The sequence below is a fragment of the Mesorhizobium sp. M1342 genome (genome assembly GCF_040317955.1).
Lineage (GTDB): Bacteria > Pseudomonadota > Alphaproteobacteria > Rhizobiales > Rhizobiaceae > Mesorhizobium.
Genome location: NZ_JAMYLI010000023.1, coordinates 98956 through 110096, shown reverse-complemented (window position 1 = coordinate 110096; position 11141 = coordinate 98956). Strand labels below are relative to the sequence as shown.

The 11141-nt window shown below is 62.8% G+C and carries 10 protein-coding genes; 3 read left to right on the top strand and 7 right to left on the bottom strand.

The window, feature by feature from the left end:
- Positions 1 to 226: 226 nt before the first annotated feature.
- On the top strand, positions 227 to 484 hold the full coding sequence (locus tag NKH06_RS23185; protein ID WP_352894143.1) for a DUF2798 domain-containing protein: 258 nt from the start codon (positions 227 to 229) through the stop codon (positions 482 to 484).
- Positions 485 to 551: 67 nt separating this feature from the next.
- Here NKH06_RS23185 and NKH06_RS23180 read toward each other — a convergent pair whose 3' ends face one another.
- The 7 genes from NKH06_RS23180 to NKH06_RS23150 form a co-directional block, all read right to left on the bottom strand.
- Entirely contained in the window at positions 552 to 920 is a 369-nt protein-coding gene (locus NKH06_RS23180; protein ID WP_352440457.1) for a thiol-disulfide oxidoreductase DCC family protein, read from the bottom strand.
- On the bottom strand, positions 921 to 1985 hold the full coding sequence (locus tag NKH06_RS23175) for a DMT family transporter (RefSeq protein ID WP_031212677.1): 1065 nt from the start codon (positions 1983 to 1985) through the stop codon (positions 921 to 923). It abuts the gene before it with no gap.
- A gap of 26 nt (positions 1986 to 2011) precedes the next feature.
- Positions 2012 to 2281, bottom strand: a complete 270-nt coding sequence (locus tag NKH06_RS23170; protein WP_023809666.1) for a putative hemolysin — start codon at positions 2279 to 2281, stop codon at positions 2012 to 2014.
- 106 nt (positions 2282 to 2387) lie between these two features.
- Positions 2388 to 2681, bottom strand: a complete 294-nt coding sequence (locus NKH06_RS23165) for a GYD domain-containing protein (protein WP_023809667.1) — start codon at positions 2679 to 2681, stop codon at positions 2388 to 2390.
- Between the two features lie 181 nt (positions 2682 to 2862).
- The gene (gene rpoD, locus NKH06_RS23160; protein ID WP_023809668.1) at positions 2863 to 4884 is read right to left on the bottom strand and encodes an RNA polymerase sigma factor RpoD; all 2022 of its coding nucleotides are present in this window, start codon (positions 4882 to 4884) and stop codon (positions 2863 to 2865) included.
- 423 nt (positions 4885 to 5307) lie between these two features.
- On the bottom strand, positions 5308 to 7242 hold the full coding sequence (gene dnaG, locus NKH06_RS23155) for a DNA primase (protein ID WP_023809669.1): 1935 nt from the start codon (positions 7240 to 7242) through the stop codon (positions 5308 to 5310).
- A gap of 136 nt (positions 7243 to 7378) precedes the next feature.
- Complete coding sequence (locus NKH06_RS23150) at positions 7379 to 7759, bottom strand: RcnB family protein (RefSeq protein ID WP_127270906.1); 381 nt, start codon at positions 7757 to 7759, stop codon at positions 7379 to 7381.
- A 387-nt stretch (positions 7760 to 8146) separates the two neighbouring features.
- On the opposite strand from NKH06_RS23150, the gene NKH06_RS23145 reads away from it, so the two are divergent.
- The gene (locus NKH06_RS23145; protein WP_352677279.1) at positions 8147 to 9811 is read left to right on the top strand and encodes a Na/Pi cotransporter family protein; all 1665 of its coding nucleotides are present in this window, start codon (positions 8147 to 8149) and stop codon (positions 9809 to 9811) included.
- Positions 9812 to 9955: 144 nt separating this feature from the next.
- Positions 9956 to 11140: an MFS transporter gene (locus NKH06_RS23140; protein WP_352894137.1), complete on the top strand. Its 1185-nt coding sequence runs from the start codon at positions 9956 to 9958 to the stop codon at positions 11138 to 11140.
- The last annotated feature ends 1 nt before the right edge of the window (position 11141 follow it).

The following is an 11141-nucleotide window of genomic DNA, read 5'->3' as shown; positions in this document are numbered from 1 at the left end:
GGCCTCCAATCCAGCCAGCATCTTGAATCACAAACATCCGGCTTTGGGAATCCTACGATTCTCTCAAAATAGGAATCGCTCTAGAAGGCCCGCGAGCGCCTCGGCTGCTCCGTAAGCGTCTGACGTCAAGCAACGCATCCAACCCCGGTCTTTCCGGGCAATTTTGCCGGTCACCGGCGAATGGATGCCAAAAGCGACGGACCGGATACTTCAGGGAACTCTCAAAATGACTGCAAGACAACAGCGCAGGAAGCTGCCTGCGCGCTATGCCGCTGTTCTTAGCCCGCTGGTGCTGTCGCTGTTGATGACCTTCATCGTCTCGTTCATCTCGACGTTGAAAAGCCTTGGCTTCCACCCCGAGCTGCCGTCCATCTGGCTGACCGCCTGGGGGCTGTCCTGGCTGGTGGCGTTTCCGACGCTGCTGCTGGTGCTGCCGGTGGTACGCCGCATCGTCGGCGCGCTCTGCGAGCCGGCCAGCCGATAACTCGCACGAAAAAAGGTCCGGAGATGTCCTCCGGACTTTTGCGCTTCTGGTCATTAATCACGAAGCGCTACCAGCGACCCTTGCGCCGGTTCCAGGCATAGAGAAGGTCGGCGAAACGATCATAGGCAAAGCGTGTCAGCGGCAAGACAACCGGATTGCCGAACACCATCGCCAGCCAGCCCTCGCCCGGCGTGACCTTCCACACGGCGATGGCAACGTCGGCGCCGACCAGCAGCCTGCCCGCCGCGTCGGTGGCGTGCAGCCGGCGGCGGATATCCTCAAGCGACGCGCCATGTCCGGCAAGCGCTGCCGGTTCAAAATTGATGTCTCGGAACTCGATCCGCCCGGCCTTGACCGCTTCGATCAGCCGCCGCTTCTGCCTGCTGATACCGGCATCGCAGACCGGGCAGCGCGTGTTGTACCAGACGGTCAGCATTTATCCGTGGCCATGCCTGTGGTGCAGGTCGGGATAATGCGGATGCCGGTGTCGCATTGGGGCATGCCGGTGCCAATGCGAATGCGGCTCGCTCACCGGCCCGTCATGATGGTGCTGGTGGTGCTCGTCATGCACATGGCTGTGCTCATGCTCCAGTTCCTCATGGTCGTGCTCATGCTCATGGCGCTCCGACAGATGCAGCCACAGGCCAACACCCATCAGAAGTCCGGCGGCCGCAAGCTTGAGCGTGACGGCGTCACCCAGGATGGCGATTGCCAGCAGCGCGCCGATGAAGGGAGCGAGCGAGTAATAGGCCCCTGTCCGGGCGGTACCCAGATGACGCAGCGCCACGATGAACATCACCAGGCTGACCCCAATGCCGAAGAAACCGACTGCCGCGGTCGCTGCAATGACCGACCCCGGGGGAAACAAAGCACCGCCGGCAAGCGCCAGCCCGACATTGACGACACCCGCCACCAGCCCTTTGAGCATGGCGATCACCACCGGGTCGGTGGCGGAGATCCTGCGCGTGAAATTGTTGTCGATCCCCCAGGCCAGACAAGCCCCCGCCACCAGCAGGGCGCCACGGTTGAAGGCGACGCCCTCACCTTGCCACGACAGAAGAACGGCGCCCGCCAGAATGGCGAACGCGCCGAAAAGCAGGCGCCGGTCGACATTCTCGCGATAGACGAGCCAGGCGATCGCCATCGTCGCCAGCCCTTCCAGGTTGAGCAGCAGCGCCGAACTGGACGCCGTGTTGAGGGTCAAGCCGAACATCAGCAGCACCGGCGCGATGATGCCGCCCATGCCGATCGCCAGCGCCAGCCAGGGAATATCCCCAGCGGTCAGTTGCGCCTCCCCGGCCGCGGCCTGCCTGCCCCGAAGCAGGCGGTACAGAGCCAGCCCGAGACCGGCACCGAGATAGAGCAGCCCGGCCAGCATGAAGGGATTGACGCCATTGAGCAGCAGCTTGCTGAGCGGCGGCGTCGCCCCGAACAGGACGGCCGAGCCAAGCGCGAGTGGCACGCCGGGCCACAGATGCGAATGGGAATGCGGTTCGGACATGACCTCACCCTATCATGGCAAGTGTGTCACTTGCGGCGCATGGCCGCCTTTGGCCCGATGCACTTGTTGTCGCGAAACAGCGCCCACTCCTCGCAAAGGCGTCCATTGGGCAAGCCGCAGAATCCATATTCATTACCGGCCTTGTCCTTCCTGATCACCAGGCGCCCGCCGATCTCGCCACAATGGACTGATGCCGGATTGGCCATGCCGACCGGTTTTTGCGCACTGGCGCCGACGGAAAACGGCAGCGACGACAAAGCGGCAAAGCTGGCGACCAATATCGAAACCTTCTTCATCGCGATCTCCCCGGCCGCATTCTATCACGGCGAAGCGCCCCGTCTTGCGGCAAAGCGCCACCAGGCCGGCACCAACCAGCGACTTCGAGAAACCCTGCCGATTCCTTCACCCGAGCGAGGTGATGATCTCGCGGTAGGCTAATTCGGGAAAGGCCTTCAGCGTCCGCGTCCTGACATTGCCCGCTGCCGCCAGCATCAGCGAGAAGCGCGCCAGCACCGCGTCGTCGGGGGCTTCGACCACAGCCACCATATCGTATTCGCCCATGGTCAGGTAGAACGCCTTGAACGATCCGCCCATGTCTCCCAGTTGCTTCCTGGCGGCGTCGAGCCGCTTCGGTGACTCGCGTACGTTCCTGGCACCCTGCTCCGTCCAGTTCATCAGCACGATGTAGCTTGTCATGGCACACCTCCCTCCGGGGCCACGGAGCACGGCGGCTTCGCCGGGGCGGGCATCCGGGTTGTCGCCCAGAAAATGCATCCGACACGGAAATTATCCTCCTGAAGGGCCTGCAGCGCAAGAGTGCGTCCCGCAACAAAAAAGGGCGCCATCGGCGCCCTTGAACTCTTTGCATCGGTAAGTCTCAGCTATCCAGGAAGCTGCGCAGCTTGCGCGACCTGCTCGGGTGCTTGAGCTTGCGCAGCGCCTTGGCTTCGATCTGACGAATGCGCTCGCGGGTAACAGAGAACTGCTGGCCGACTTCTTCCAGCGTGTGGTCGGTGTTCATGCCGATACCGAAGCGCATTCTGAGCACGCGCTCCTCGCGCGGCGTCAGCGAGGCCAGCACGCGCGTGGTGGTCTCGCGCAGATTGGCCTGGATCGCCGCGTCGATCGGCAGGATCGCCATCTTGTCCTCGATGAAATCGCCCAGATGCGAATCCTCCTCGTCGCCGACCGGCGTTTCGAGCGAGATCGGCTCCTTGGCGATCTTCAAGACCTTGCGCACCTTTTCGAGCGGCATGGCAAGCTTTTCGGCCAGTTCTTCCGGCGTCGGCTCGCGGCCGATCTCGTGCAGCATCTGGCGCGAGGTGCGCACGATCTTGTTGATCGTCTCGATCATGTGCACCGGAATGCGGATGGTACGCGCCTGATCGGCGATCGAACGCGTGATCGCCTGTCGGATCCACCATGTCGCGTAGGTCGAGAACTTGTAGCCGCGGCGGTATTCGAACTTATCGACCGCCTTCATCAGGCCGATATTGCCTTCCTGGATCAGGTCGAGGAACTGCAGGCCGCGATTGGTGTACTTCTTGGCGATGGAGATGACGAGGCGCAGGTTGGCCTCGACCATTTCCTTCTTGGCGATCGCCGCTTCGCGCTCGCCCTTCTGCACCTGATTGACGATCTTGCGGAATTCCAGGATCGAGATCGCCGTTTCGGTGGCGAGGTTCTGGATCTCGGCGCGCAGGTCCTTGATCGCATCCTTCTCGTTCTTGGTGAATTCCTTCCAGCCGCGCGATGTCAGATTGCCGATCGAGCGCGTCCAGTTCGGGTCGAGCTCGGAACCCTGATATTCCTTCAGGAACTCTTCGCGGCGCACGCCGTAGCTTTCGGCCAGCCTGAGCAGCTTGCCTTCGTTCTGCACCAGGCGCTTGTTGATGTCGTAGAGCTGCTCGACCAGCGCCTCGATGCGCGCCGTGTTGAGCGACAGCGACTTCACCGCCTTGATCAGCTGGTCCTTGAGCTCCTTCAGCCGGCGGTCCTGGCTGGGCGACAGCGTGCCCGCAGCGGCGAGCCTGTTCTCGACCTGCTGGTCCTGCAGCTTGCGCAGCTTTTTGTAGGTGTCGGCGATAACGTCGAGCGTCTCCATCACCTGCGGGCGGAGTTCGGCTTCCATCGCGGCCAGCGACAGGCTCGCTTCGTCCTCGTCTTCGTCGTCGTCATCCGTCAGCCCACGCGTATCGGCGCCGACATTGGTGATGTCGTCTTCGTCGTCGCGCGAACGGCGCGGCTTGTCCTCGACCTTGGCTTCCTCGACGCGCTCGACCACCGGCGCCTGCTTGGCCTCGGGGCCGGCATAGGTGGCTTCGAGATCGATGATCTCGCGCAGCAGGATCTTGGATTCGTTGAGTTCGTCGCGCCAGATGATGATGGCCTGGAAGGTCAGCGGGCTTTCGCACAGACCCGCGATCATCGTCTCGCGGCCGGCCTCGATGCGCTTGGCGATGGCAATTTCGCCCTCGCGCGACAAAAGCTCCACCGAGCCCATCTCGCGCAGATACATGCGCACCGGATCGTCGGTGCGATCGGTCGGTTCTTTCTTGGTGGTGGTGGCGGCGACCGCGGTGCCGGTCTGCTCAGCCAACTCGTTGGCGTCTTCCTCGGCATCGGCCGCGGTGTCGGTGGCCTCGGGCTCCTCGCCCTGCTCGTCGTCCTCGACCACGTTGATGCCCATGTCGGACAGCATCGCCATCGTGTCCTCGATCTGCTCGGAGGTCACTTCCTCTGAGGGCAGCACCGAATTCAGCTCGTCCATGGTGACATAGCCGCGCTTCTTGGCGGCCTTGATCATCTTCTTGACAGCATCATCGGAAAGGTCGAGCAGAGGGCCATCGGTGGCGCCTTCGCGTTCGGTTTCGACCTCTTCCTTTTCCTTTGTCGCCATAGTCTTTATCTTCTCCTAGCGGCCGAACTTCAAAGCCGCGTAAGCTGTCGGACCAGTCAAATCGGATGCGCTCGCTTATGAAACGCGCTTCACCGGGCCAGTAACTGCATCAACTCGTTTCGTTTGGTGTATGTCGTTGCCCAAATCGGGTTTCCCCTTTTGGGCGACATGCATTAAGTCCAGATTAACCCTGATATCTGTGGCAGGCGGGCTGCCTGTCCAGTGACCAGTACCTCACATCGCTTGTTTTCCCGTGACGCGGGTTCGGGTTAACGTTTCGAATCGTCCTGATTCCGCCAATCTGCCAGAAGGTCAAGCGCCTCTCGCATGATTCGCATGAAAAAAGCGAATCAATTACCCGACTTAGCCCGTTACGCGCCATTTGGACGCGCAACGACGCTTTCTCAATTCACTCGCTTCCAACTAAGCTCGCCCAGCCCTGCCCGAGGAGACGCCAAACCCTTCGATCAGCGCTTCCGTAGCCTGCACATCCTGAAATTGCGCCTGAATTTCGATCAGATGCCGATAGTTTTCGTCTGTGGGATCGGTGGCGAGCGCCGCTTCCGCCTGTTTCAGCTCCTTATGTAAGGTGCGCGCGCTGCGCTGCAAGTGCAGCGCCTGGCTGAAAGCATCGCGGGCATCTTCAAGGGCGGCGGTCTCCAGCGCCGGCCATTGCCGCATCCGCCGGATCAGCCCGACGGCCCGCTCCCAGATCTCGGCGCAGCCGGCGCGTTCGATCGTCGCAATCACCGCCTGCCGGTCATTGGCCATGTCGTGCGCCATCGCGTCGAGAATCGCTCCATGCAGCCGCCTCAGATCGGAGTTGGCGAGATCGAGGAACTCGATATGAGCGAAATTCTCGTCGATCAGCGCCGGATGGTTGACCAATGCGACGATGATCGTCGCCTCGCGCACCGACATCCCTTCGCCGCCGCGTTTGACCAAAGCCGACTGGCCGAGGCTTTCGGTGATCGCCATGCGGCCGCTGCCGGCCTTGGCGAACTGCCCGCCGGGCGCGGCCGTCTTGCCTTGGCCCTGTTTCCAGTCTTGCCGATTTTGCCTGGTGCCGCGCTGCGAGCCGAAGAAGCTCAGCACACGCTCGCGCATCTCCTGCTGGTAGTGGTAGCGCAGGCTTTCGTCGCGGATGCGGCTGGTCAGTTCGCGCAGCGTCTTCTCGAGCTCGGCCCGCCGCTCCGGCGTATCGAAGACGCCGCCCGCCGTCTCACGCATCCATAAAAGGTCGACCAGCGGCCGCGCCTCGGCCAGAACGCGACGAAACGCATCCGGTCCTTCGGCCTTGACCAGATCATCGGGATCCTTGCCTTCCGGCAGCAGCGCGAAGCGCGCCGAGCGCCCGGCCTGCACAGACGGCAGCGCCATGTCGGCGGCCCGCCACGCTGCCTTCAGCCCGGCCTTGTCGCCGTCGAAGCACAGCATCGGCTCCGGCGCCATGCGCCAGAGCAGTTCGAGCTGGTTCTCGGTAAGCGCGGTGCCGAGCGGCGCCACGACGTTCTCGAAGCCGGCCTGCGCCAGTGCGATGACGTCCATATAGCCTTCGACGGCGATGACCGTGCCGCCCTTGGCCAATGCCTTGCGCGCGCGGGCGAAATTATAGAGCACATTGCCCTTGTGGAAGAGCTCGGTGTCAGGCGAGTTCATGTATTTGGCCAGCGCATCGGGCTGCAGCGCGCGGCCGCCAAAGGCGATGATCTTCCCCCTGGAATCCGGGATCGGGAACATGATGCGGTCACGGAACCAGTCATAGGAAACCGGAATGTCGTCGCCGTGGCGCACCAGTCCGCAAGCCTCGATATCGGCCTTCGGCACACCCTTGGCGGCGAGATGCTCCTTCAGCGCATTGCGGCTGTCGGGCGCAAAACCGAGCCGGAACGATTGCTGCGTCGCCGGCGTCAGCCCGCGGTCTCTGAGATAGGCGCGGGCTTTGGCGCCTTCCGGCCCCTGCAGCCGTTCCTGGAAGAAGGCGGTCGCCATCTCCATGACGTCGGTCAGGCTGGCGCGTTCCTTTTCGCGCCGCTCCTCCTGCGCATCGCGAACCGGCATCGGCACGCCGGCCATATCGGCGATCTTTTCGACCGCTTCGGGAAAGCTCATCCCGTCGAGTTCGGTGAGGAACTTGAAATGATCGCCCGAAACCGCACAGCCGAAACAATGGTAGCGGCCCTTTTTATCCTCGCAGTGGAAGGATGGGCTCTTCTCGCCGTGGAACGGACAACAGGCCCAATAGTCGCCGCGCGGCGCGTTGGTTTTCTTCCTGTCCCACGCGACGCGCTGGCCGATAACCGATGAAATCGGCACGCGGTCGCGTATCTCGTCGAGGAAGGCGGGTGGAAAGCGCATCGGGGAACTCGTTTCCCGATTATATAATCATACCCGCGAAATCCGACGACCCTTAATGCGGGCCATACCCGGTTTCCACAGGCAAAAGAGGCGGCCGTTGCGGGCCGCCTCTTTCCAATATCCGCCTGGGGACCGATTAATGCGCGGCAAGCGCGCCGAAAATGACGCCGGAGAGCACACCGACCAACACATAGTCGTTGCCGACGCGGATCCATTCCTGGCCGCGACCGGGACGATGCAGGCCGTAGCGGCCATAGTCGCGGATCGGCTGGTGCTGTCTCCAGCCTGAATATTTATGGCCGTTGCGCCAGTTGTTGCGCTTCACGATGACCTTCTTATGGATGACGCGCTTCTGGATGAAGCGCTTCTTGACATCCCTGTTGGTGGGCTTTTGCCAGTCGACCTGGCTGTAATTCGACTGCGGAGCGTTCGGTGCATTCAGCGGTGCGGCTTGGCCGGTGAGCGACGTAGCGGCCAGCATCGAGAAAGCGAGTGCGGAAAGGACAATGCGTTTCAAGAGAAGTCTCCTTGGTTGTCGATGCCAGAGGAATAGCGGGCCACCGATGAACCGAAGCTGAACGCCTGCATTACAATTGTGTAATGATTTCCTTTATTTACCCAATAGAGCTGAACATAATCGCAAAGGCAGGAGCCGGTCGCGCTGCTAACTCTGCCTATCCGTTGCTTCGAGCCCGCCCCGCAATGCAACCATTTGCGCGTCCGTCCATTTTCCGACACCGCCCGTCGCGCTGCAACGGCCCTTGAAATCGACAAGATTTTATTATCCGGCTAAAATATTCGAGTTATTATAAGTCACCGCCATGAACATGATTCGTACCCTCGTTTTCCCTTCTGATCGCCACGCCAAACAGGACGCGCATCCTGTTTGCATGCGGGGGGCGAAATGAGCGGGTCCGTCGTCCTTCTGCATCTGGCCGGCGCCGTGGCGCTGATGCTGTTTGCCACCCGCATGGTGAAGACCGGCGTCGAACGCGCCTATGGCGATGTGCTGCGCCATCGCCTGCGCGCCACCATGCGCAATCCGATCATGGCGGTGCTGGCCGGCACCGGCCTTGCCATCGCCCTGCAGAGTTCCACAGCCGTCACGCTGCTGGTCGGCTCCTTCGCCGGCTCTGGCATCGTCTCGGGCGCCGCGGGCCAATTGGCAGTGCGCGGCGCCGAGATCGGCTCTGCGCTGGTGGTCAAGCTGCTTACCTTCGACCTCACCTTGCTGGTGCCGCTGTGCCTGATCACCGGCACGGTCATGTTCATGGCCACCGAGCGGCGCGACTGGCGCCAGACCGGCCGCATTCTGGTCGGCATCGGCCTTTTGATCCTGTCGCTGGAGATGATCGGCCAGGCGTCTGAGCCGCTGCGCAACAGCCAGCTCATGCCGGTCATCATCAACTACTTCTCGACCGATTCCATCACCGCCTATCTGCTGGCGGCGCTGATCACCTGGCTGTTCCAGTCGAGCATCGCGGCGGTGCTGTTGATGGCGACGCTGGCAGGCCGCGGCCTGATCACGCCTGAACTCGGCGTCGTTCTTATCCTCGGCGTCAATCTCGGATCCTCGATCATCGCGCCGATGCTGACCCGCTCGTCGAGCCCCGAAGTGCGCGTCGTGCCGATCGGCAATCTCCTGATGCGCGGGCTTGGCTCGCTTGTCATGCTGATCCTGGTCATGATCTTCAGACCGCACTTCGCCTTTCTCGGTTCGACGGCGGCGGACCAGATCGTCAATGCCCACATCCTGTTCAACGTGCTGATCCTGCTTGCCGGCCTGCCGCTGGCAGGGTTCGTCTACCGCGCTTCGGAGAAGATCGTCGCACTTGGCACCAAGCCCGTGCCGGCCGCCTCGCTTGACGTCGTCGAACTGTCCGCGCTCAACGAAAGCGCGCTCGACGTGCCGAGCCAGGCGCTGGCCAATGCCACCCGCGAGGTGGTGCGGGTCTGCGAGACGATAGAGATCATGCTCAAGCGCATCATCGAGCTCTATGAAAGTGCCGATGCCGACAAGATCAAAGCGCTGGCCGCACTCGACGACCGCGTCGACCGCAGGCACGCGGCGATCAAGCTCTACCTCGCCAAGTTGACCAGGAATCCGCTGACCGAAGACGAGGCGCTGCGCTGCCAGGAGCTGATCGGCGCCTGCGTCAAGCTGGAGCAGGTCGGCGACATCATCGTGCGCAACATGCTGGTGCATGTGAAGAAGAAGTTCGAGCGCGGGCTGGAATTCACCGACGAGGGCTGGAGCGAGCTGTGCGCCTTCCATGGCTCGGTGCTGGCCAATGCGCGGCTTGCCTTCAATGTGCTGGTGTCGCGCGATCCCGAGACTGCCCGCCAGTTGGTGCTGGAAAAGGACCAGCTGCGTGACCGCGAGAAGGAAACCAGCGCCAGCCATTTCGTGCGGCTGCGCGACGGCACCGCCAAGAGCGTCGAGACCAGCTCGATCCATCTCGACACCATCCGCGACCTGAAGCAGATCAATTCGCTGCTGGCCTCGATGGCCTATCCGGTGCTCGAAGAGCGCGGTCTGCTCACTGGGTCGCGGTTGAAGGCGAGCTGAGAAGCAGCCGAGCTCCCCCCTCGTGGGGGAGATTGGCGCTTCACCGCCTCGCCCACTGAAGAAAACCTAAACTCGCGACAAAAATTTCTTCATTGCCCGCAAAGCCCATCCGTGGTTTGAGGCCGTTCCAGCTAAGGCCTTGCCATGTCGCTTCCGCTCATAGCCCTGTTCATTGCCGCTTTTGCCTTCGGCACCACCGAATTCGTCATTGCCGGCGTGCTGCCGCAGGTGGCGCAAGGTCTTGGCGTTTCGGTCCCCTCGGCCGGCTACCTCGTCTCCGGCTATGCAGGCGGCATCGCCATCGGCGGCCCGCTGCTGGCGCTCGCCACCAAGTCGCTGTCACGCAAGAGCCTGCTGCTCGGCCTCGCCATCGCCTTCACCATCGGCCAGGCGGCTTGCGCGCTGGCGCCCGACTTCACCTCGATGCTTCTGTTGCGCATTGCCGTGGCGGTCGCGCATGGCGCCTATTTCGGCGTCGCCATGGTCGTCGCCGTCGGTCTCGTGCGCGAGGACCAGCGCGGCATGGCTGTCGCCGTCATCCTGTCCGGCCTCACCGTCTCCAACGTCATCGGCGTGCCGGCGGGCACCGCGATCGGCAACATCTGGGGCTGGCGTGCGACCTTCTGGGTGATGTGCGCGCTGGGCGTGGCGGCAACGCTTGCCGTGGCAGCCCTGTTGCCGCGCACCACCGGATCGTCGGTCAGGCCCGCCGGTTTCGCCCGCGAGGTCCGTGTGCTGGCCCGCCAGCAGGTCTGGACCTCGCTGATCCTGATGCTGATGCTGATGATCGGCCAGTTCGGCCTGTTCACCTACATCACCCCGACACTGCTGGAGGTCACCGGGCTCGACGAGAACCTGGTGCCGTGGGTGCTGCTGCTCAATGGCGTTGGCGCAACGCTCGGCGTCTTCCTCGGCGGCAAGCTCTCCGACTGGAAGCTGATGCCGTCATTGATCACCATGCTGGCCCTGCAGGCGGTGACGCTGGCCGTCATCTACGCCGTCAGCCCCTATCCCTTGCCGATGGTTGTGGCGATCGTCGTCTGGGGCGGCCTCAACTTCGCCATCGGCACACCGATCCAGACCCGCATCCTGGCCTGGACGGCGGACGCCTCGAACCTCGCCTCGTCGCTCATTCCGTCCGGCTTCAATGTCGGCATCGCGCTGGCCGCGTCGTTGGGCGCCGCGATGCTGAACAGCGGCTATGGCTACCGCAGCCTGCCGCTGCTGGGCGCCATCGCCATGCTGGTCGCCGTCGCGGTGGCGCTGGCATCTTATGTCTGGGAAGGGCGCAGCAACGCCACGCCGCCGCTGACGGCTCCGGCGGAATAGA

Coding starts and splice junctions, on each gene's coding strand:
- NKH06_RS23185 (WP_352894143.1), top strand. CDS start 227: ATGACTGCAAGACAACAGCGCAGGAAGCTGCCTGCGCGCTATGCCGCT.
- NKH06_RS23180 (WP_352440457.1), bottom strand. CDS start 920: ATGCTGACCGTCTGGTACAACACGCGCTGCCCGGTCTGCGATGCCGGT.
- NKH06_RS23175 (WP_031212677.1), bottom strand. CDS start 1,985: ATGTCCGAACCGCATTCCCATTCGCATCTGTGGCCCGGCGTGCCACTC.
- NKH06_RS23170 (WP_023809666.1), bottom strand. CDS start 2,281: ATGAAGAAGGTTTCGATATTGGTCGCCAGCTTTGCCGCTTTGTCGTCG.
- NKH06_RS23165 (WP_023809667.1), bottom strand. CDS start 2,681: ATGACAAGCTACATCGTGCTGATGAACTGGACGGAGCAGGGTGCCAGG.
- rpoD (WP_023809668.1), bottom strand. CDS start 4,884: ATGGCGACAAAGGAAAAGGAAGAGGTCGAAACCGAACGCGAAGGCGCC.
- dnaG (WP_023809669.1), bottom strand. CDS start 7,242: ATGCGCTTTCCACCCGCCTTCCTCGACGAGATACGCGACCGCGTGCCG.
- NKH06_RS23145 (WP_352677279.1), top strand. CDS start 8,147: ATGAGCGGGTCCGTCGTCCTTCTGCATCTGGCCGGCGCCGTGGCGCTG.
- NKH06_RS23140 (WP_352894137.1), top strand. CDS start 9,956: ATGTCGCTTCCGCTCATAGCCCTGTTCATTGCCGCTTTTGCCTTCGGC.